The organism is Klenkia terrae (genome assembly GCF_900491935.1).
Lineage (GTDB): Bacteria > Actinomycetota > Actinomycetes > Mycobacteriales > Geodermatophilaceae > Klenkia > Klenkia terrae.
This window is the reverse complement of record NZ_UEXK01000004.1, coordinates 1,626,356-1,647,251: the sequence shown is the minus strand read 5'-3', so window position 1 is coordinate 1,647,251 and position 20,896 is coordinate 1,626,356. Positions and strand designations below refer to the sequence as shown.

The 20,896-nt window shown below is 74.3% G+C and carries 20 protein-coding genes and 1 pseudogene; 14 read left to right on the top strand and 7 right to left on the bottom strand.

All coding sequences use genetic code 11. The annotated features are described in order from the left end of the window. Nucleotides 1-156 precede the first annotated feature (156 nt). The 7 genes and pseudogenes from dnaK to LFA75_RS08520 all read left to right on the top strand — a co-directional run bounded on the left by dnaK (nucleotide 157) and on the right by LFA75_RS08520 (nucleotide 7,557). The gene (gene dnaK / locus LFA75_RS08550; protein WP_225233219.1) at nucleotides 157-2,022 is read left to right on the top strand and encodes a molecular chaperone DnaK; all 1,866 of its coding nucleotides are present in this window, start codon (nucleotides 157-159) and stop codon (nucleotides 2,020-2,022) included. After that, the gene (grpE, locus tag LFA75_RS08545; protein WP_225233218.1) at nucleotides 2,019-2,750 is read left to right on the top strand and encodes a nucleotide exchange factor GrpE; all 732 of its coding nucleotides are present in this window, start codon (nucleotides 2,019-2,021) and stop codon (nucleotides 2,748-2,750) included. Before dnaK ends, grpE begins: the two co-directional genes overlap by 4 nt. Nucleotides 2,751-2,850: 100 nt before the next feature. Next, nucleotides 2,851-4,083, top strand: a complete 1,233-nt coding sequence (gene dnaJ, locus LFA75_RS08540) for a molecular chaperone DnaJ (protein ID WP_225233217.1) — start codon at nucleotides 2,851-2,853, stop codon at nucleotides 4,081-4,083. Between the two features lies 1 nt (nucleotide 4,084). After that, nucleotides 4,085-4,504 (top strand): heat shock protein transcriptional repressor HspR, encoded by a 420-nt coding sequence (locus tag LFA75_RS08535; protein ID WP_225233216.1) that lies wholly within the window; start codon nucleotides 4,085-4,087, stop codon nucleotides 4,502-4,504. Nucleotides 4,505-4,557: 53 nt separating this feature from the next. Beyond that, nucleotides 4,558-5,055 carry a MarR family winged helix-turn-helix transcriptional regulator gene (locus tag LFA75_RS08530; protein WP_225233215.1) on the top strand — a complete coding sequence of 166 codons (498 nt, stop codon included), beginning with the start codon at nucleotides 4,558-4,560 and terminating at the stop codon, nucleotides 5,053-5,055. Nucleotides 5,056-5,216: 161 nt separating this feature from the next. Next, nucleotides 5,217-5,465 (top strand): annotated as a pseudogene (locus LFA75_RS24010) (MarR family winged helix-turn-helix transcriptional regulator); the annotation flags it as partial. Nucleotides 5,466-5,820: 355 nt separating this feature from the next. Next, complete coding sequence (locus LFA75_RS08520) at nucleotides 5,821-7,557, top strand: MDR family MFS transporter (RefSeq protein WP_225233214.1); 1,737 nt, start codon at nucleotides 5,821-5,823, stop codon at nucleotides 7,555-7,557. Between the two features lie 135 nt (nucleotides 7,558-7,692). On the opposite strand, the gene LFA75_RS08515 is transcribed toward LFA75_RS08520, so the two are convergent. Then, entirely contained in the window at nucleotides 7,693-8,136 is a 444-nt protein-coding gene (locus LFA75_RS08515) for an OsmC family protein (RefSeq protein ID WP_225233213.1), read from the bottom strand. Nucleotides 8,137-8,200: 64 nt separating this feature from the next. Then, nucleotides 8,201-8,587: a MarR family winged helix-turn-helix transcriptional regulator gene (locus tag LFA75_RS08510; RefSeq protein WP_318249971.1), complete on the bottom strand. Its 387-nt coding sequence runs from the start codon at nucleotides 8,585-8,587 to the stop codon at nucleotides 8,201-8,203. A gap of 215 nt (nucleotides 8,588-8,802) precedes the next feature. Between LFA75_RS08510 and clpB the strand changes: the two genes are divergently transcribed. Then, nucleotides 8,803-11,433 carry an ATP-dependent chaperone ClpB gene (gene clpB, locus LFA75_RS08505; protein ID WP_225233211.1) on the top strand — a complete coding sequence of 877 codons (2,631 nt, stop codon included), beginning with the start codon at nucleotides 8,803-8,805 and terminating at the stop codon, nucleotides 11,431-11,433. 139 nt (nucleotides 11,434-11,572) lie between these two features. After that, complete coding sequence (locus tag LFA75_RS08500; protein ID WP_225233210.1) at nucleotides 11,573-12,256, top strand: hypothetical protein; 684 nt, start codon at nucleotides 11,573-11,575, stop codon at nucleotides 12,254-12,256. Nucleotides 12,257-12,298: 42 nt separating this feature from the next. Here LFA75_RS08500 and LFA75_RS08495 read toward each other — a convergent pair whose 3' ends face one another. Further along, nucleotides 12,299-12,736 (bottom strand): hypothetical protein, encoded by a 438-nt coding sequence (locus LFA75_RS08495; RefSeq protein WP_225233209.1) that lies wholly within the window; start codon nucleotides 12,734-12,736, stop codon nucleotides 12,299-12,301. A gap of 35 nt (nucleotides 12,737-12,771) precedes the next feature. On the opposite strand from LFA75_RS08495, the gene LFA75_RS08490 reads away from it, so the two are divergent. Both LFA75_RS08490 and LFA75_RS08485 read left to right on the top strand, forming a co-directional pair. Next, the gene (locus LFA75_RS08490; RefSeq protein WP_225233208.1) at nucleotides 12,772-14,319 is read left to right on the top strand and encodes a molybdopterin-dependent oxidoreductase; all 1,548 of its coding nucleotides are present in this window, start codon (nucleotides 12,772-12,774) and stop codon (nucleotides 14,317-14,319) included. Between the two features lie 46 nt (nucleotides 14,320-14,365). Then, nucleotides 14,366-14,992, top strand: a complete 627-nt coding sequence (locus LFA75_RS08485; protein ID WP_225233207.1) for a fasciclin domain-containing protein — start codon at nucleotides 14,366-14,368, stop codon at nucleotides 14,990-14,992. Here LFA75_RS08485 and LFA75_RS08480 read toward each other — a convergent pair whose 3' ends face one another. Then, nucleotides 14,993-15,457 (bottom strand): TspO/MBR family protein, encoded by a 465-nt coding sequence (locus LFA75_RS08480; protein WP_225233206.1) that lies wholly within the window; start codon nucleotides 15,455-15,457, stop codon nucleotides 14,993-14,995. It abuts the gene before it with no gap. 33 nt (nucleotides 15,458-15,490) lie between these two features. Here LFA75_RS08480 and pyrE point away from each other — a divergent pair, with 33 nt between their 5' ends. Continuing rightward, a complete protein-coding gene (gene pyrE / locus LFA75_RS08475) occupies nucleotides 15,491-16,045 on the top strand; it encodes an orotate phosphoribosyltransferase (protein WP_225233205.1) in 555 nt (184 codons plus the stop codon). Here the strand turns inward: pyrE and LFA75_RS08470 are convergent. After that, nucleotides 16,042-16,653, bottom strand: coding sequence for a VTT domain-containing protein (locus tag LFA75_RS08470; RefSeq protein WP_318249970.1), 612 nt, complete (start codon nucleotides 16,651-16,653; stop codon nucleotides 16,042-16,044). The two genes, pyrE and LFA75_RS08470, sit on opposite strands and share 4 nt — an antisense overlap. An 80-nt stretch (nucleotides 16,654-16,733) precedes the next feature. Between LFA75_RS08470 and LFA75_RS08460 the strand changes: the two genes are divergently transcribed. Together LFA75_RS08460 and LFA75_RS08455 are read left to right on the top strand one after the other, a co-directional pair. Beyond that, complete coding sequence (locus LFA75_RS08460; RefSeq protein WP_225233204.1) at nucleotides 16,734-18,155, top strand: FAD-binding oxidoreductase; 1,422 nt, start codon at nucleotides 16,734-16,736, stop codon at nucleotides 18,153-18,155. A 19-nt stretch (nucleotides 18,156-18,174) separates the two neighbouring features. Then, complete coding sequence (locus LFA75_RS08455) at nucleotides 18,175-19,527, top strand: FAD-dependent oxidoreductase (protein WP_225233203.1); 1,353 nt, start codon at nucleotides 18,175-18,177, stop codon at nucleotides 19,525-19,527. Here LFA75_RS08455 and LFA75_RS08450 read toward each other — a convergent pair. Beyond that, nucleotides 19,505-20,176, bottom strand: a complete 672-nt coding sequence (locus LFA75_RS08450) for a hypothetical protein (protein ID WP_225233202.1) — start codon at nucleotides 20,174-20,176, stop codon at nucleotides 19,505-19,507. The genes LFA75_RS08455 and LFA75_RS08450 overlap by 23 nt on opposite strands. Further along, entirely contained in the window at nucleotides 20,173-20,811 is a 639-nt protein-coding gene (locus LFA75_RS08445) for a hypothetical protein (protein ID WP_225233201.1), read from the bottom strand. Before LFA75_RS08445 ends, LFA75_RS08450 begins: the two co-directional genes overlap by 4 nt. Nucleotides 20,812-20,896: the final 85 nt, after the last annotated feature.

Sequence of the window (20,896 nt, the reverse complement as noted above, 5' to 3'; positions counted from 1 at the left end):
GTGGCGCAGGTCTCCGGCGACCCCCGGGAACACCACCCCGGGGTCTGCCGTTACGGTGGGCAGGAAAGTTGAGCGGCCAGGGCGCAAGGCCCGGTGGTCGCGAGACGACCAGCCAGCACCAGACCTGACCACCGCACGAGAAGGGCCAACTCCCCCATGGCACGAGCTGTCGGCATCGACCTCGGCACCACGAACTCCGTCGTCACCGTCCTGGAGGGTGGCGAGCCCACGGTCATCGCCAACTCCGAGGGCTCCCGCACCACCCCGTCGGTCGTCGCCTTCGCCAAGAACGGCGAGGTGCTGGTCGGCCAGTCCGCGAAGAACCAGGCCGTCACCAACGTCGACCGCACCATCCGCTCGGTCAAGCGGCACATGGGCACCGACTGGAAGACCGCCGACATCGACGGCAAGAACTACACGCCGCAGGAGATCAGCGCGCGCGTGCTGCAGAAGCTCAAGCGCGACGCCGAGACCTACCTGGGCGAGCCGGTCACCGAGGCCGTCATCACCGTCCCGGCCTACTTCGAGGACGCCCAGCGCCAGGCCACCAAGGAGGCCGGCGAGATCGCCGGCCTGACCGTCCTGCGCGTGGTCAACGAGCCCACCGCGGCCGCGCTGGCCTACGGCCTGGACAAGGGCGAGACCGAGCAGACCATCCTGGTCTTCGACCTCGGCGGCGGCACGTTCGACGTCAGCCTGCTCGAGATCGGCGACGGCGTCATCGAGGTCAAGGCCACCGCCGGTGACAACCAGCTCGGTGGCGACGACTGGGACCAGGCCGTCATGGACCACCTGGTCAAGCAGTTCAACGCCGCCAACGGCATCGACCTGTCCAAGGACAAGCTGGCGATGCAGCGTCTGCGCGAGGCGGCCGAGAAGGCCAAGATCGAGCTGTCCGGCGCGCAGTCGTCGACGGTCAACCTGCCCTACATCACCGCCGGGGCCGACGGCCCGCTGCACCTGGACGTGACGATCACCCGCGCGGAGTTCCAGCGGATGACCCAGTCGCTGCTGGACCGCACCAAGGCGCCGTTCAACCAGGTGGTCCGCGACGCCGGCATCCCGGTGGCCTCGATCGACCACGTCGTGCTCGTCGGTGGCTCCACCCGGATGCCCGCCGTCTCCGACCTGGTGCGCGAGCTGACCGGCGGCAAGGAGCCCAACAAGGGCGTCAACCCCGACGAGGTCGTCGCCATCGGTGCCGCGCTGCAGGCCGGCGTGCTCCGCGGCGAGGTCAAGGACGTCCTGCTGCTCGACGTCACCCCGCTGTCCCTGGGCATCGAGACCAAGGGCGGGATCATGACCAAGCTCATCGAGCGCAACACCACGATCCCGACCAAGCGCTCGGAGATCTTCACGACGGCCGACGACAACCAGCCCAGCGTGCAGATCCAGGTGTTCCAGGGCGAGCGCGAGATGGCCGCCTACAACAAGAAGCTCGGCATGTTCGAGCTGACCGGTCTGCCCCCGGCGCCCCGCGGCGTCCCGCAGATCGAGGTGGCCTTCGACATCGACGCCAACGGCATCGTGCACGTCCACGCCAAGGACCTGGGCACGGGCAAGGAGCAGTCGATGACGATCACCGGCGGGTCGGCCCTGCCCAAGGACGACATCGCCCGGATGATGGCCGACGCCGAGGCGCACGCCGAGGAGGACAAGAAGCGCCGCGACGAGGCCGAGACCCGCAACCTGGCCGAGTCCCTGCAGTACCAGACCGAGAAGTTCCTGGCCGAGAACGGCGACAAGATCCCCGAGGACAAGAAGGACGAGCTGGGCTCCGCCCTGACCGACCTGCGCTCCGCCCTCGGTGGCTCGGACATCGCCGCGATCAAGACCGCGCAGGAGAACGTCGCGCGGATCTCCCAGGAGGTCGGCGGGGCCCTGTACGCCCAGCAGGCCGAGAACGCCGCCGGTGCCGAGGGTCAGCCCGGTGCCGACGCCGGTGCCCCCGGCGCCGCGGCCGGCAACGACGACGACGTCGTCGACGCCGAGATCGTGGACGAGGACACCGACAAGAAGTGAGCGACCGACCGCAGGACGAGGAGACCCCGCGCGTCGTGATCAACGACAAGCGTCGGATCGACCCGACCAGCGGCCAGGTCAGGGTGCCGACCGGCGGGTCCGTGGAGGACCCGTCGGCCGGCGCCCAGCCAGGGTCGACAGTCACCCCAGGGGAGCAGATGAGCGAGCAGACCGGTCCGGCCCCCGAGGTCGACCAGCCCGATGCCGTGACCGCCGAGGTCTTCGATGCAGCAGACGCACCTGCCGACGGGCCGGCCGACGAGGCCGCCCGCCAGCTGGCCGAGCGCACCGAGGACCTGCAGCGGGTGACGGCGGAGTACGCCAACTACCGGCGGCGGGTCGACCGCGACCGCGTCGCGGTGGTGGACCAGGCCGCCGAGCGGTTCGCCGGCCAGCTGATCCCGGTGGTCGACGACATCGAGCGGGCCCGCGAGCACGGTGACCTGACCGGTGCGTTCAAGGTCGTCGCCGACCGCGTGCTGGGGCTGCTCGACGGCCTGGGCGTGACCACGTTCGGGACGCCGGGCGACCCGTTCGACCCCGCCCTGCACGAGGCGGTGCTGCACGACTCGTCGGCCGACGTCGCCGTGCCCACCGCCACCACCGTGCTGCGGCCGGGCTTCCGGCGCGGCGACCGCGTGCTGCGCACCGCGATGGTCGGGGTCACCGACCCCGAGCAGCCCGCAGCGCCCGCGCCGGACGCGGCGGGGGAGACCCCCGCGGGCTGACCGGCACCACCGCGGCCGGGGCGACGGACCGTCGCCCCGGCCGCACCCGCACTCACCCGTCCGGTCACCGGACGCACACCGAGCAGGAGGGGGGCGCCCGATGAGCACCCGGGACTTCATCGAGAAGGACTACTACGCCGCACTGGGCGTCGCCAAGGACGCCGACGCGGCCGCCATCAAGAAGGCCTACCGCGCGCTGGCCCGGGACCTGCACCCGGACAAGAACCCGGACAACGCCGCGGCCGAGGCCAAGTTCAAGGAGGCCTCCGAGGCCTACGGCGTGCTCTCGGACCCGCAGAAGCGCACCGAGTACGACGAGGCCCGCCGGCTGTTCGGCAGCGGCGGGTTCCGGCCCGGCGGCGCCGGCGGCGGCTTCCCGTCCGCCGGCGGCTACCCCAGCGGCGGCGCCGGCCAGCCCTTCGACCTCGGTGACCTGTTCGGCGCCGCCGGTCAGGGCGGGGCCGGCACCCGCGCCGGCGGCGGCGGTCTGGGCGACCTGTTCGGCGGGCTCTTCGGCGGCGGCGCCGCCCCGGGCGGGACCCGGAGCCGGCAGCAGGCCGCGTCGGGCCCGGCCCGCGGCCAGGACGTCGAGACCGAGGCGACGCTGGCCTTCGACGAGGCCGTGCTCGGCGTGACCGTGCCGCTGCGCATGCAGAGCCCCGGCTCGTGCCCCACCTGCCACGGCAGCGGCGCGAAGCCCGGCACCGCACCGCACACCTGCCCGGTCTGCAACGGGGCCGGGGTCACCAGCCGCAGCCAGGGCGCCTTCGCGTTCTCCGAGCCGTGCCGCGAGTGCCGCGGCAGCGGCTCCGTCGTCGACGACCCCTGCGCCACCTGCAAGGGCAGCGGGATCACCGACCAGGTCCGCACCATCACCGTCCGCATCCCGGCCGGGGTGAAGGACGGCCAGCGCATCCGGCTGGCCGGCAAGGGAGCCCCCGGACGGCGGGGCGGCCCAGCGGGTGACCTCTTCGTCGTCGTGCACGTGACCGGCAGCGAGCTGTTCGGCCGCAGCGGCGACGACCTGACCCTCGACGTGCCGATCACCTTCGCCGAGGCGGCCCTGGGCACCACCCTCACCGTGCCGACGCTGGAGGGCACCGTCTCCCTCAAGGTCCCCGCCGGCACGTCGGGCGGACGCACCTTCCGGGTCCGCGGCCGCGGCGTGCAGGGCAAGTCCCGCGCCGGTGACCTGCTGGTCACCGTGTCGATCGCCGTGCCCGCCGCGCTCAGCCCGGAGGCGCGCACCGCCGTCGAGGCGCTGGCCGCCCAGCTCGACGAGGACCCGCGCCCGGCGGTCACCGCCGCCGTCCGTGCCGGAGGGGGTGCATGAGGTGACCGAACCCCGGTCCGTGGCCGAGGACGCCCCGGTCTTCGTCATCTCGGTGGCCGCCCAGCTGGCCGGGATGCACGCCCAGACGCTGCGCCAGTACGACCGCCTCGGCCTGGTCAGCCCCGGCCGCACCGCCGGCGGCGGACGCCGCTACAGCCCCCGCGACGTCGCGCTGCTCCGCGAGGTGCAGCGGCTGAGCCAGGAGGACGGCGTCAACCTGGCCGGCATCAAGCGGATCATCGAGCTGGAGTCCCAGGTCGAGGCGCTGCAGGACCGGGTGCGCGAGCTGCTGGCCGAGGTCGACGACGCCCAGCGCCGCGCGATGGCCGCCGAGTCGGCGTTCCGGCCCGACTTCGGCCACCCCGCGCCGGGGACCGCCCTGGTGGTGTGGCGCCCGCGCGGTCCGCGGAGCAGCCGGTGAGCGCCGCGGACCCGGCCGGGAACCCAGGGGGCCCCGCGCACGTGGAGCACGACGTGAGCACCGCGACGACCACCACCGACCCCGCCGCGCACGAGGCGCACGTCCAGCTCGAGCGCGAGATCGCCCTGCTGCTCCGCCGGGCGCGGGCGATCCAGGGCCGGCTGGCCAGCGAGCTGCACCGCGGTCTGGACGGCGCGGCCTACGGGTTGCTCGTGCTGCTCGACGACGCCGGGCCGCTGCGGGCCAGCGACGTCGTCGTCCGGCTCGGCCTGGACAAGTCCACCGTCAGCCGGCAGGTCGCCTCGCTGGTGGACGCCGGCCTGGTCGACCGGGTGGCCGACCCCGACGACGGCCGCGCCCAGGTGCTGTCCACCTCGCCCGAGGGCCACCGGCGGCTGTCGGAGATCCGCGACGCCCGGCGGGCCCGCTGGGAGGCCGACCTGGCCGACTGGGCGACCGACGACGTCGCCGCCCTCGGCGCGCTGCTCGGCCGGCTGAACCGGCTCGGCGAGGCCCGCGAGGCGCAGATCGGCGCCCCGACCACGACCTGACCCACCCGCACCGCCACGACCGCCACGACGGCCGCGTCCCCGCACCCGGGGGACGCGGCCGTCGTGCGTCGTGAGGCAGGTCTCCGGGCAATGAGGTTGCAGACAACAACCATCGGTGTGAACATGGTTGGAGCAAGCAAGCAACTTCCTGGAGGTCCCCCGTGCAGCTCGCGCAGCACACCGCCGACCGGCTCACCGCCGGGCTCAGCCAGCTCATCCGCGCCGGCCGGCACCTCTCGCACGCCGCGGCCCACGAGCTCTACGGCGACCTGCCCAGCTTCGGCTGGGCGGTCCTCGTGCCGCTCGAGCGCGACGGCGAGCAGCGCTGCAGCGCCCTGGCCGCCGGCCTCGGCGTCGACGGCTCGGTCGCCAGCCGCCAGGTCGCCGCGCTCGAGCGCGCCGGCTACGTCCAGCGCCGTCCCGACCCCCTCGACGGCCGGGCCAGCCTGATCGGTCTCAGCGAGGCCGGCGCCGCCGCGCTCGCCCGCACCCGTGAGGTCCGGGCCGACTGGGCCACCGCCGCGCTGGCCGACTGGACCGACGAGGAGGCCGACACGCTGTGCCGCCTCCTCGAGCGGCTCACCGCCGACCTCGCCGTCGGCCGCCCCGCCCGCCACGCGCAGCTCGCCGGGGCGGGCGGCGAGCACGAAGGACTGCAGCCGCATCTTCAGGGTGTTGCTGCCGCNCCCCCCGACCGGCGGCCGTCGGATGAGCACCGTCGCCGACCCCGCCACCCCGCACACCTCACCCGCAGGAGCTCCTCGCATGGCCAGCACCACCGCCGACCTGCCGTCGGCCGAGCAACAGGGTCGGATGACCCACCGGCAGATCCTGGAGGCCCTCTCGGGTCTCCTCCTCGCGCTCTTCGTGGCGTTCCTGTCCTCGACGGTGGTCTCGAACGCCCTGCCCACGATCATCACCGACCTGCGCGGCAGCCAGAGCCAGTACACCTGGGTGGTCACCGCGACCCTGCTGGCCAGCACCGCGTCCACCCCGATCTGGGGCAAGCTCGCCGACCTGATGAGCAAGAAGCTGCTCATCCAGATCGCGATCGTCGTGTTCGTCCTCGGGTCGATGCTGGCCGGGCTCGCCCAGTCGGTGCCCACCCTGATCGGCTGGCGCGTGCTGCAGGGCCTGGGCCTGGGTGGCCTGCAGGCGCTGGTGCAGATCGCGATGGCCGCGATGATCAGCCCCCGCGAGCGTGGTCGGTACTCCGGCCTGCTCGGCGGTGTGATGGCCGTGGCCACCGTCGGCGGCCCGCTGATCGGCGGTCTGCTGGTGGACACCAGCTGGTTGGGCTGGCGCTGGTGCTTCTTCGTCGGCGTCCCGTTCGCCGTCGTCGCCCTGGTGCTGCTGCAGCGCACGCTGCACCTGCCCACGATCAAGCGCGACGTGTCCATCGACTACCTGGGTGCGGCCTTCCTGACCGCTGGCGTCTCCCTGCTGCTGATCTGGGTCACGCTGGCCGGTGACACCTTCGCCTGGATGTCGGTCGAGACCCTGCTGATGGTCGGCGGCGGGCTGCTGGCCGTGGCCGCGTTCATCGTGACCGAGCTTCGGGCCAAGGAGCCGATCGTCCCGCTGCGGCTGTTCAAGGACCGCACCACGACCCTGGCCATCGTCGCCAGCGTCGCGGTCGGCGTCGCCCTGTTCGGCTCCACGGTCTTCCTCGGCCAGTACCTGCAGATCTCCCGCGGCTACTCGCCCACCGCGGCCGGCCTGCTCACCATCCCGATGGTCGGCGGCCTGCTGGTCTCCTCCACGGTGTCGGGCATCCTGATCAGCCGCTACGGCCGCTGGAAGGCCTACCTGGTCACCGGGTCAGTGCTCGTCGCCGCCGGGTTCGGGCTGCTGTCCACGATCGACCACACCACGAACATGGTGCTGCTCGGCGTCTTCCTCGCCGTGCTGGGCCTGGGCATCGGCATGACGATGCAGAACCTGGTGCTGGCCGTGCAGAACACCGTGGCCGCCACCGACCTCGGGGCCGCGAGCTCGGCGGTCGCGTTCTTCCGCAGCCTGGGCGGCACGATCGGCGTCTCGGTGCTGGGCGCGGTGCTCAGTGCCCGCGTCACCACCCTGATCACCGACGGCCTGCCCGCCGGTGCGGCGGCCCAGGCCGGGGGCGGGGACGTCGGCCTGGCCACCCTCAACGACGCGCCGCCGGCGATCCAGGACCTCATCCGGGTCTCCTACGGCGACGCCACCGGCCGGATCTTCCTCATCGCCGCGCTGCTGTCGGTGATCACCGTGCTCGCCGTGGTGTTCATCCACGAGGTGGCGCTGCGCACCGAGAGCGGCGACGAGCGGGTCGCCCAGCAGAGTGCACCGACGGACAGCACGTCCGCGGTGGACCAGCAGCTGGCCGGTCGGCACACCGCCGGTGGGGTCGACGGCCCGGCCGAGCCGGTGCGGGTGACCGCGATCGTCGGCACGGAGCTCGACGACCACCACGGCCGGCACGAGTCGGCGGGCCGCGAGCGGGTCGACACCCGCAGCTGATCCGCTGCACCACCACCGAGAAGCCCGTCCCCAGCCGGGGGCGGGCCTCTCGTGCGTCGCGGGGGTCGACGCCCGGGACGACGACGGCCCCGCCTCCCCAGGGGGAGACGGGGCCGTCGGGGTGGTGCGGGTGGATCAGGAGACGAGCGCGGCGTCCAGGGTGATGTCGACGCCGGTGAGGGCCTTGCTGACCGGGCAGCCGGCCTTGGCGTCCTGGGCGGCCTTCTCGAAGCCGGCCGCGTCCAGGCCGCTGACCTCGCCGCGGACGGTGAGCGCGATGCCGGTGAGCTTGAAGCCGCCGTTGGCGGAGTCCGGGCCGAGCGAGACGTCGGCGGAGACCTCGAGGGACTCCGGGGTGCCGCCGGCCTGGGCGATCAGGGCCGAGAGCTGCATGGCGAAGCAGGAGGAGTGCGCCGCGGCGATGAGCTCCTCGGGCGAGGTGGTGCCGCCGGCCTCGTCGGCCGCGCGCTTGGGGAAGGACACCTCGTAGGTGCCGACCTTCGAGCTGGACAGCTCGACCTGGCCGGAGCCCTCCTCGAGCGTGCCGTTCCAGGCGGTGCGTGCGGTGCGTGTCGGCATCGGTGCTCCTTCGTCGTCGAGGGCGACCGACGATCGGCCACCCTGTTCAATTGTGCACAACCGATCAGCTGTGCGCGGTGTTCCCGTCGGCGGTCACGCGGTCGGTCAGGGTGCGCAGCTCGGTCTTGAGGTGGTCGAACTCCGAGATCGTCATGCCCAGGGCGCCGATGATCTCGCCGGACACCTCCAGCGCCTGCGAGTGCAGCGCCTTCCCCTCGGGGGTGAGCAGGATGGAGACCGACCGCTCGTCGTCCACCCGGCGGTGCCGCGTGACCAGGCCGGCGGCGGTGAGCCGCTTCAGCAGGGGGGACAGGGTGCCCGAGTCCAGCGCCAACCGGCTGCCGAGCTGCCCCACGGTCTGTCCGTCGGACTCCCAGAGCAGCATCATGACCAGGTACTGCGGATAGGTCAGCCCCATCCGGTCGAGCATCGGCCGGTAGCGGGCCGTCACGGCACGCGAAGCTGCGTACAGCGCGAAGCAGAGTTGGTCGTCGAGTTCGACGCTGGGTGACGGCGTGTCCGACATCGCCCCAGCTTAAGGGGCGTTGGCCAACCATGTGACGCCCACCCGTTCCGGATGCCCGCACAGGGTTGAGTGGAACAGACTCAACCCGACGCTCGTTGCCCCCTTCGAGAGCCCCCGGACGAGAGGAACACGCACCGACCATGGACAAGCTGACCACCCGGTCGCAGGAGGCCATCGCTGCTGCCCAGCGGCTGGCGGTGGACCGCGGCCACGCCGGCCTGGAGCCGCTGCACCTGCTGCTGGCGCTGCTGGACCAGGCCGACGGCATCACCGGCCCGCTGCTGCAGGCCACCGGCGCCATCCCCGGCGAGGTCCGCGTCAAGGCCGACGCCGCGCTGCGCCGCCTGCCCAGCGTCTCGGGGTCCACGGTGGCCGCGCCGTCGCCGTCCCGGGACTTCTTGCGGGTGGTCAACGCGGCCGGCGAGCAGGCCACCGCCCTGGGCGACGAGTTCGTCTCCACCGAGCACCTGCTGGTCGGCCTGGCCGCCGTCGGTGGCGAGGCCGGGTCGGTGCTGGTCGGCGCCGGGGCCACCGACGACGCGCTGCTGGCCGCCTTCCGCACGGTCCGGGGCAACCGCAAGGTGACCTCGGCGGACCCCGAGGGCACGTTCCAGGCGCTGGAGAAGTACGCCGTCGACCTCACCGAGCGGGCGCGGGACGGGAAGATGGACCCGGTCATCGGCCGCGACGCGGAGATCCGCCGCGTGGTCCAGGTGCTCTCCCGGCGCACGAAGAACAACCCGGTGCTGATCGGCGAGCCCGGGGTCGGCAAGACCGCGATCGTCGAGGGCCTGGCCCAGCGGATGGTGGCCGGCGACGTCCCGGAGAGCCTCAAGGGCAAGCGGCTGATGAGCCTGGACCTGTCGGCCATGGTGGCCGGGGCCAAGTTCCGCGGTGACTTCGAGGAGCGGCTCAAGGCCGTGCTGACCGAGATCACCGAGTCCGACGGCGAGATCGTCACCTTCATCGACGAGCTGCACACGATCGTCGGCGCCGGCGCGAGCGGGGACTCCGCGATGGACGCCGGGAACATGATCAAGCCCATGCTGGCCCGCGGCGAGCTGCGGATGGTCGGTGCCACCACGCTGGACGAGTTCCGCGAGCACATCGAGAAGGACCCCGCCCTGGAGCGCCGCTTCCAGCAGGTGTTCGTCGGCGAGCCCACCGTCGAGGACACCATCGGGATCCTGCGCGGGCTCAAGGAGCGCTACGAGGTGCACCACGGCGTCCGGATCACCGACGCCGCGATCGTGTCCGCCGCGACCCTGTCCGACCGCTACGTCACCGCCCGCTTCCTGCCCGACAAGGCCATCGACCTGGTCGACGAGGCCGCCAGCCGGCTGCGCATGGAGATCGACAGCCGTCCGGTCGAGGTCGACGAGGTCGAGCGCGTGGTGCGCCGGCTGGAGATCGAGGAGATGGCGCTGGCCAAGGAGGAGGACGAGGGCTCCCGGGCCCGGCTGGTCGCCCTCCGCGAGGACCTCGCCGACCGCCGCGAGCTGCTGGACGAGCTCACCGCCCGCTGGCAGCAGGACAAGGGCGCCATCGACCGCATCCGCGAGACCAAGGAGCGGCTGGAGACGGTCCGCTCCGACGCCGAGCGCGCCGAGCGGGACGGCGACCTCGCCCGCGCGGCCGAGCTGCGCTACGGCCAGCTCCCCGCCCTGGAGAAGGCGCTGGTCGAGGCCTCGGCCGGCACCGGCGAGGCGTCGATGCTCAAGGAGGAGGTCGGCCCCGACGACATCGCCGAGGTGGTGCAGGCCTGGACCGGCATCCCGGCCGGCCGCCTGCTGGAGGGCGAGACGGCCAAGCTGCTGCGCATGGAGGACGTGCTCGCCGGGCGCGTCGTCGGCCAGCCCGACGCCGTCCGCGCGGTGTCCGACGCCGTCCGGCGGGCCCGCTCGGGCGTCGCCGACCCCGACCGGCCCACCGGGTCCTTCCTGTTCCTCGGCCCGACCGGGGTGGGCAAGACCGAGCTGGCGAAGGCGCTGGCGGAGTTCCTCTTCGACGACGAGCGCGCCATGGTCCGCATCGACATGAGCGAGTACTCCGAGAAGCACTCGGTGTCCCGGCTGGTCGGGGCGCCCCCCGGCTACGTCGGCTACGAGGCCGGTGGCCAGCTGACCGAGGCGGTGCGGCGCCGTCCGTACACGATCGTGCTGCTCGACGAGGTCGAGAAGGCGCACCCCGACGTGTTCGACGTCCTGCTGCAGGTGCTCGACGACGGCCGGCTGACCGACGGCCAGGGCCGCACGGTCGACTTCCGCAGCACGATCCTGGTGCTGACCTCGAACCTGGGCTCGCAGGTCATCGCCGACCAGTCGATCCCGGCCGACGCCAAGCGGCGCGCGGTGGACGAGGTGGTGCGGGCGCACTTCAAGCCCGAGTTCCTCAACCGGCTGGACGACGTCGTGGTCTTCCGGGCGCTGGGCACCGAGGAGCTCACCGGGATCGTGGACATCCAGGTCGCGGTGCTGGCCCGCCGGCTGGCCGCCCGCCGGCTGGTGCTGGAGGTCTCCGACGCCGCCCGCGAGTGGCTGGCGATGAACGGGTTCGACCCGGTCTACGGCGCCCGGCCGCTGCGCCGCCTGGTGCAGTCGGCCATCGGCGACCAGCTGGCCCGCGCCCTGCTGGCCGGGGACATCCGGGACGGCGACACCGTGGTCGTCGACGTCGCCGGGGACCTGGACGCCGGGCTGACCGTGCGGCGGTCCGGTGCGGCCACCCCCGAGGAGCCGATCGACCCCGCCTCGCGGGAGCTGACCGCCTGACCCCGCCGCGACGGGCCCGCCGACACGCCGTCGGCGGGCCCGTCGTGCACCCCGTCGTGCCGTCCCGGCTCGCCACCGTCTCGTTGGCCCGCCATGATCACTGCGCCCGGCGCGCGCCGGGTCCGGACGAGGAGGACGCATGACCGCAGGACAGGGACAGCCCGACGGCTCGTGGGGGCAGCCCCCGCAGGGTGGCCCCGGTCAGCCCCCGCAGGGGTACGGCCAGCAGCCGCCCCAGGGCTACGGCCAGCAGGGCCAGCAGCCCCCGCCGGGGTACGGCCAGCAGCCGCCGCAGGGCTACGGCCAGCAGGGCTACGGCCAGGGCGGTTACCCGTCGGCCCCGCAGGCCGGCTTCGGTGCCCCGGGCCAGGCGCCGCCGCGGCCCTCGACGGTGACCAACGGCGTCTACGCCTTCGTCGCGGCCACGGTCATCGGCCTCATCGGGTCGATCATCACCTTCGCCAACCTGGACACGATCCTGGACAACGCCTACCGGGACGCCGGGATCGACCCGAACTCGGTCGACGCGTCGCTCTCGGGCATCGGCACCGGGGCGGCCACGGCCGGCGCGGTCTTCGGCCTGATCATCTTCGCCGCCTACTGCGCGGTCATCTGGTTCGCCTACCAGGGCAAGAACTGGGCCCGGATCGTGCTCTTCGTGCTCGGCGGGATCAGCCTGCTGTCGGTGTTCAACGTCGCCGGCACCGGCGTCGCGCTGATCACCATCACCAGCATCCTCCAGCTGCTGCTCATCGCCGCCGGCATCTTCTTCCTGGCCCAGAAGGCCTCGAGCCAGTGGTACGCGGCCATGAAGGGCCGCTGAGCGCCCAGGCACAGGACCGCGGGGGTCGCAGGGCCCCCGCGGTCAGCCCGTCCGGCGGGCCGGCAGCCAGGCCCGGGTGGTGCGGGCCAGCAGGCTGCTGACCGCGGCCACGCAGAGCACGAGCACCAGCAGCGAGAGGATCGTCGTCCCGCCGGCGGTGAGCGTGGACAGCAGCGTGCGCAGGCCCAGGAACAGCGCGGCCCCGACCCCCAGCCACCGGCCCCACGGGCGGCCACGCAGCAGGGCCACCGCGCCGACCCCGGCGGCCAGGGCCAGCACCAGGTAGAGGAGCTGGCCGAGCACCAGCGACCGGGTGACCGCGGCGCGGTCGAGCTCGGGCTGCGCGGCGACGAAGCGGTCGACCACCGTGTCCTGGCCGAGCAGGGTCAGCGCCGCGCTGATGCCCAGCAGCAGGGCCAGCGCGAGCAGGGTGCCCACGGCGACGCGCACCGACGGGGGAGCAGGCGTCCGGTCGGTCACCGCTCCACCCTGGCACGAGCCAGCACACTGGTGACGTGAACCCCCCGGCGACCCAGCACGAACCCCGGGTCGTGGCCCCCACCCGCGCAGCTGCCGCCCTCGCCGGGGTGCTCTCGGCCGCGGTGGCCCTCGGCGTCGGCGAGTTCGCGGCCGGGCTGCTCGGCGCGGAGAGCCCGGTGGTGGCCGTGGCCGACGCCGCGGTCGCCGCGACGCCGGAAGGGCTCAAGCAGTTCGCGATCGCCTCGTTCGGCACGGCCGACAAGGCGGTGCTGGTGGCCGGCGTGCTGGTCGTCGTCGGGCTGTGGGCGGCCGCGACGGGCCTGGCCGGGCGGCTCCGGCGGTGGGCCGGGATCGCCGGCGTCGTGGTGTTCGGCCTGCTCGGCGCGCTGGCGGCGGCCACCGCGCCGGCCGGGTCACCGCTGGACGTGGCCCCCCCGCTGCTGGCGGCCGCGGCCGGCGCCGTCGTCCTGCCGGCGCTGCTCACCCGGTTCGGCGCCGCCGGGCGTGCGCCGGCGGCCGGCCGCCGCGGCTTCGTCCTGGCCACCGGGGCAGCGCTCGGGACGGCGGTGGTCGCCGGCGGTGGTGGCCTGGTGCTCCAGCGCCGCCTCGCGGTGGCCGACGCCCGGGCCGACCTCGTGCTGCCCCGGGCCACCGACCCCGCCCCCCGCCTGCCCGACGGCGCGGACCTGGTGGGCGCCGTCGACGGCCTGACACCGCTCATCACCGACGCGGCCGACTTCTACCGGGTGGACACCGCCATCCAGGTGCCGCAGCTGGACCCCAGCCGGTGGTCGCTGACCCTGTCGGGCATGTTCGACCGGCCCGGCTCGATCACCCTGGCCGAGCTGTTCGACCGCCCGGACGTCGTCGAGCGGGACATCACGCTGACCTGCGTGTCCAACGAGGTCGGCGGCACGCTGGCCGGCACCGCGCGGTGGCTGGGCGTCCCGCTGGGGCCGCTGCTGCAGGAGTTCGGCATCCGGTCCGGTGCCGACCAGCTGCTGTGCCGCTCCAGCGACGGCATGACGATCGGGACGCCGACCCGCGCCGCGCTGGACATCGCGGACGCGATGCTGGCCTTCGGCATGAACGGCGAGCCGCTCCCGGTCGAGCACGGGTTCCCGGTGCGCATGGTCGTCCCGGGGCTCTACGGCTACGTGTCGGCGTGCAAGTGGCTGACCGGCATCGAGGCCACCACGTTCGACGCCCAGGACGCCTACTGGGTGCAGCGCGGGTGGGCGGCCGAGGGGCCGATCAAGATCGCCTCGCGGATCGACACCCCGGTCCGCGACGTCGACGCCGGCCAGGTGGTCGTGGCCGGGGTGGCCTGGGCCCAGGGCACCGGCATCGAGCTGGTCGAGGTGCGGGTGGACGACGGCCGCTGGCGCGAGGCCGAGCTGTCCCCGGAGGTCGGCCCCGACCTGTGGCGGCAGTGGTACCTGCCGGTGGACCTGGACCGCGGCACGCACCAGGTGTCGGTGCGGGCCACGGACGCCGACGGCCGCCGGCAGCCCGAGGAGCAAGCCCCGCCGTTCCCGGACGGCGCGACGGGCTGGCACACCGTCGAGGTGCAGGCCGGCTGATGCCGGACACTGGTCGCCAGTCCCCGACCGCTAGGAGCCCCCGACCATGACCAGCACCCGCCGCGCCCGCGGCGCCCTGATCGCGGCCACCGTCGTCCTCGTGGTCGGTGGTTGCTCCTCCGACGCCGGCACGGACGACGCGGCCGGCAGCTCGACGGCCACCACGACGTCCGCGCCGGCCACGGCCACCGGCCCGATCGGCGCCGGCTGCGCGCAGCTGCAGGTCGACCCGGCCGCCGCGGCCACGCTGCCGGCCGGCACCGCCCTGGCCGCCGTCCCGCTGCTGAGCACGCTGGCCTCGGTGGTCGGCACGGCGAACCTGACCGCGGCGCTGGACGCGCAGACCGAGATCACCGTGCTGGCGCCGGCCAACGCGGCCTTCGACGCCGTCCCGGCCGACCAGCTCAACGCCCTCGTCGCCGACCTGCCGCGGCTGACCTCGCTGCTCCAGCACCACGTCATCAGCGGCCGGCTGAGCCCGGACGAGCTGGTGGGGGAGCACACCACCCTGCTCGGCGACACCGTCACGGTGACCGGGTCCGCCGACGCCCCGGTGGTCTCCGCGGACCAGACCGTGCTCGGCGCGGTCGACGCGACCGTGGTGTGCGGCAACGTGCAGATCGCGAACGCCACCGTCTACGTCGTCGACCAGGTGCTCAGCCCCGAGGCGTGATCAGTTGCGCCGGGCGATGGCCCCGGACAGCACGGTGGCGAACGCCGTCCACGCGGCGTAGGGCGCCAGGGCGGCCGCGGCCGGTCGGCTGACCCGGTCCGCCCGGCGCACCAGGTCCACGGTGGACGCGGTGAGCGCGGCGGACTCGAGCGTGGCCAGCCACGGCCGGTGCGCGCGGAAGAACAGCGGCGTCCACGCCGTGTTCAGGGCCAGGTTGGCCGCGTAGGCGCGGGCGAAGTCGTGCCGCTGCTGGGCGTCGGACCTGGCCAGCACCTCGCCGCCGGCCCAGGCGATCCCGGTGTACAGGGCGCTCCACACGATGCCGAAGGCCTGCGGCGGCGGGTAGAACGACGGCGTGGACAGGCCGCGGAACCAGCGGCTGCCCGGGTCGGTCGCCAGCCCGCCCACCAGCGCCGAGCCAGCGGCCAGGACGGCCGCACCGATCCGGTCCGAGGAGGTCGTCATGCCCGGATGGTCGTCCTCAGTAGGGTCGGCCGCATGACGGCGACCACCCCGCACCCCGACCGGACGCGCCTGCAGGAGCTGATCACCGAGCTCGCGGTGGTGCACGGCAAGGTCACGCTGTCCTCCGGGCGCGAGGCCGACTACTACGTCGACCTGCGCCGCCTGACGCTGCACCACGAGGGCGCACCGCTGGTCGGACGGGTGATGCGCCAGCTGACCGCGGACCTCCGCTACGACGTCGTCGGCGGGCTCACGCTGGGCGCCGACCCGGTGGCCACGGCGATGCTGCACGCGGCCGCCGAGGGCCAGGGCTTCCTGGACGCCTGCGTGGTGCGCAAGCAGGGCAAGGCGCACGGGCTGCAGCGGCGGATCGAGGGCCCGGACGTCGCCGGGCGCGCGGTGCTGGTCGTGGAGGACGTCTCGACCACCGGCGGCAGCCCGCTGACCGCGGCGGAGGCGTTGACCGAGGCCGGCGCGGAGGTGGTGGCGGTCGCGGTGATCGTCGACCGCGGTGCCCGCGCGGCGGTCGAGGCCGCCGGCTACGAGTACCGCGCCGCCTTCGACCTCTCGGACCTGGGCCTGGCCTAGGCCGCCGAGCCGGCTCGCCGGTTGCGGACGACCTCGATCACGACCGGGACCAGCGACAGCGCGACGATGCCCAGGATGAACAGCTCGACGTGCTCCCGGACGACGGTGACCTGGCCCAGCCAGTAGCCCAGCAGCGTCACGCCGCCGGCCCACAGCACGCCGCCGATCACCGACCACACCGCGTAGCGGCGGAAGTCCATGAGCGACGCGCCGGCCATGACGGTCGCGAAGGTCCGGATGATCGGCACGAAGCGGGCCAGCAGGATCGTCCGGCTGCCGTTGCGGTCGAAGAAGGCCTGCGACTTGTGCACGTACTCGGCCTTGAACAGCCGGCTGTCCGGGCGGCTGAACACCGCCGGCCCGAGCCGCCGGCCGATCCAGTAGCCGACCAGGTTGCCGGCGATCGCGGCCAGCGGCAGCGCGACCAGCAGCACCCACAGCGGCACGGTGAACACCCCGCCGGCGACCAGCAGCCCGGCGGTGAACAGCAGCGAGTCCCCGGGCAGGAAGAACCCGACGAGCAGCCCGCACTCGGCGAACAGGATCACCACCAGCCCGATGAGGCCGAAGGTGTTGACCAGGTGCTCGGGGTCCAGGAAGGAGCTCACGGGGCGGGACCGTACGTGCGCCGGCTGTGGGTTCCCTGGACGACGGCGGGCGTGTCGGTGCCAGGTCGTACGGTGAGGAGGTGACCGCCACCACAGCGACGACGACGTCGCCGACCGCGCCCACCCCGGCGTGGCTGGCCGAGCTCACCGCGGCCCTGGGCGCCGGCAGCGTGCTGACCGACCCCGACGTGACCGCCTCCTACGCCCGCGACCAGGCGATGCTGGCGCTGTCCGGTGTCCCGGCCGCGGTCGTGCTGCCGCGCACCACCGCCGAGGTGTCGGCGGTGATGACGATCGCCTCCGCGCACGGCGTGCCCGTCGTGCCGCGGGGCGCGGGCTCCGGGCTGGCCGGTGCCGCGAACGCGGTCGACGGTGCGATCACCCTGGTGATGACCCGGATGGACGCCGTCCTCGAGGTGTCGACCGCCGACCGGCTGGCCGTCGTCCAGCCCGGGGTGGTGAACAAGGCGCTGCGCGACGAGGTGGCCCGGCACGGGCTGTTCTACCCACCGGACCCCAGCTCCTACGACTGGTGCACGATCGGCGGCAACCTGGCCAACAACTCCGGTGGCCTGTGCTGCGTGAAGTACGGCGTGACCACCGACTACGTGCTGGGCCTGGAGGTCGTGCTCGCCGACGGCCGGGTGCTGCGCACCGGCCGGCGCACGGTCAAGGGCGTGGCCGGCTACGACCTGGCCAAGCTGTTCGTCGGCTCCGAGGGCACCCTGGGCGTGATCACCGAGGCCACGCTGTCGCTGCGCCCGGCCCCGCAGACCCCGGTCACCCTGGTCGCCACCTTCTCCACCACCGCGCAGACCGGGCAGGTGGTGGAGGCCGCCGTCAGCTGTGGGGTGGTGCCGAGCCTGTTCGAGGTCATGGACCGCACCTGCATCCGCGCGGTCGACGACATGATGAAGGCCGGGCTGGACCGCGACGCGCACGCGCTGCTGGTCGCCCAGTCCGACGCCGGCGGCGAGGCCGCGCTGGCCGAGATGGAGGTCCTGGCCCAGCTCTGCCGCGACGCCGGCTGCGACCTGGTGCACGTCACCGACGACGCGGCCGAGGGCGACCTGCTGCTGGCCGCGCGCCGGATGGCGCTGCCCGCGCTGGAGCAGCTGGGCACGACGCTGATCGACGACGTCGCCGTCCCGCGGTCGCGGATCGCCGCGTTCCTCGACGGCTGCGACGCGATCGCCCGGGCCCGCGACCTGGTCATCGGGGTGGTCGGGCACGCCGGCGACGGCAACATGCACCCGACGATGTGCTTCGACCCCACCGACGACGACCACCGCGCCCGGGCCTTCGCCGCCTTCGACGACGTGCTGGAGCTGGGCCTGTCGCTGGGCGGCACGATCACCGGCGAGCACGGGGTGGGCAGCCTGAAGACCGCCTGGCTGGAGCGCGAGATCGGCCCGGTCGGGCTGGACGTGCACCGGTCGGTCAAGCGCGCGCTGGACCCGGACGGACTGCTCAACCCGGGCAAGATGTTCAGCGCGGGCTGAACCGGGGCACCTGGGCACGGTGTCGAGACAACGGCTGGTGGTCATCGGGGGAGATGCGGGCGGGATGTCCGCGGCGGCGCAGGCGCGCCGGCTGGACGAGGACCGGGAGATCGTGGTCCTCGAGCAGGGCCACGACACCTCCTTCTCGGCCTGCGGCATCCCCTACTGGGTCGGCGGGCTGGTCGGTTCCCGGGAGGACCTGGTGGCCCGCACCCCGGCCGAGCACCGGGAGCGCGGGCTCGTCGTCCACACCGCGACCCGGGCGGCCGGCATCGACCTGGACGCCGGCCGGGTGACCAGCGACGACGGCCGCACCTTCGACTACGACACCCTCCTGGTGGCCACCGGCGGGCGGCCCACCCGGCCGCCGATCGAGGGCCTCGACGCCCCCGGGGTGTTCGGCGTGCACCGGCTGGACGACGGCGAGGCCCTGCGCGCGTGGATCGCCGACCTGCCCGCGGGCGCCCCGGCGGTCGTGCTGGGCGGTGGCTACATCGGCCTGGAGATGGCCGAGATGCTTCAGGTCCGCGGGCTGGACGTCACCGTCGTGCTGGCCGACCCGCTGCCGATGGGGCTGCTGGACGCCGACATGGGCGAGCGGGTCTGCACCGCCATGCGTGCCCAGGGGATGACGGTGCAGACCGACCAGGCGGTGCGCGAGGTGCTGCGCGACGCGGACGGCACGGCGTGCGGGGTGCGCACCGACGTGGGGTCCTACGACGCGCGGGTCGTCGTCCTCGGGCTGGGCATGGGGCCCGAGTCGCGGCTGGCCGCCGAGGCCGGCCTCGGCATCGGCGTGACCGGCGGGATCGACGTCGACGCCTCGATGCGCAGCCGCACCCACCACAACGTCTTCGCCGCCGGCGACTGCGTGCAGACCTACCACCGGCTCACCGGGGAGCCCGCGCACGTCGCGCTGGGCACCCACGCCAACAAGCAGGGCCGGGTCGCCGGGTCGGTCATCGCCGGCCGGCCGGCCCGGTTCGCCGGCGTGCTGGGGACCGCGCTCACGAAGGTGGGCGACCTGGAGATCGGCCGGACCGGGCTGTGCACCTCCCAGGCCGAGGCCGCCGGCTTCGCCTTCCGGTACGACACGGTCGAGGCGACGACCCGGGCCGGGTACTACCCGGGGGCCGAGGACATCGCGGTGAAGCTGATCGCCGAGCAGGGCTCCGGCCGGCTGCTGGGCGCGCAGGTGCTCGGCGGGTCGGGTGCGGGCAAGCGGATCGACGTGTTCGCCACCGCGATCTGGTCGGGGATGACCGCCGACGAGCTCGCCGGGGCCGACATCTCCTACGCCCCGCCGTTCTCCCCGACCTACGACGCGGTGTCGGTGGCCGCCCGGGTGGTCAGCCGGCCCGAGCGGGGCTGACGCCCCGCCGGGGTGCCGACCGGGCCAGCAGGACGGCGCTGCCGAGGCCCGCGAGGGCGAGCACCACCGCCACCCAGGTGCCCGGCTCGACCGTCGCGGTGCCCCCGACGAGCTGGAGGGCGGCGACCACGGCGCCGAGCAGGGCGAGCCCGGCGAAGACGGCCGCGGTGACCCCGGCGGCCCGTCGGGCCCCCCGCCAGACCAGGACCAGCAGCACGACGGCCGGGAGCGCCGCTACCAGGAGCAGGATGAGCAGGGTCTCGCCCAGGGGCGAGTACTCGTCGACGTCGGCGATGCCGGCAGCGATCAGCACCCCCACGACCACCGCGACGCCGACGGTCACCCCGATCCGCCCGACCCGGCCGGCGGGCACCGCGGCGACCCCGAACCAGGCGGCCAGCACCAGGCCGAGGACCGAGGCCACGACGGCGAACGGGAGCGCGCCGTCGCCGAGGTTCACCAGGTCACCGGCGTTGAAGTCCGTCGTCCGGGCGCTGAGCAGCTCCCCGGACGCCCACGGCAGCTGGGCGACGGCGGCGGCGAACGCCGCCACGGCGGTCACCAGCACGAGCAGCCACCCGACCAGCACGCCCGTCCGACCCGGCGCACCGGTGCCGGGCGCCGGCGCGGGCGGCCACGGGCTGGTCACGCGGCAGATCCTGCCCGAGCGGGGTCGACCCGGGCCAGCGACCGGACGACCCACCCGGTGGCGCCCAGGGCCACCAGCAGCAGCCCGCCCATCGCCCAGGCCCCGAGCGCGGGGGAGCCCGCCGAGGTGAGCAGGCGGACGAGCGTGATCGCGTGCGCGAGGACCCCGACGGCCACGGCCACGAGCGCGATGACGGCGCTGGTGAGGCGCCACCGCCGCCAGGCCAGCAGCAGGAGCAGGGCCGCCGGGACCAGCGAGATGACGAGGGCGCCGATCAGCTCGCCGGACGGGGCGTCCTGCTCCTGGGTGAGGGTGGCCACGACCCCGGCGAGCACCACCGCCGCCACGACCGTCGTCAGGGCCCAGCGGGTCGCCCGGGACCAGGGCGCTGCGGCCAGGCCGAAGAAGACGGCGGCACCCAGCCCGGCGAAGGCCAGGATCACCGTCGCCTCGTAGCCGGCGACCGCGACCAGCACGCCCTGGGTCGCGGTCACCTCGGAGCCGCCGTCCATGACGCCGCGGGCCCAGACGGTGTCGCCGGTCAGCGGGATCGACAGCAGGGCGGCGGCCAGGGTGATCAGCCAGCCCACCAGCGGGACCAGCTGCCGTCGGGCGGGGGAGAGGGCGGTGCTCACGGAGAGCGATCCTGCCGGGTGCACCGCTCGCCCGCTGTCGTCGTCCCCACATCGGGCGGGATACTGGCCCGCGAGCAGCTCGTCC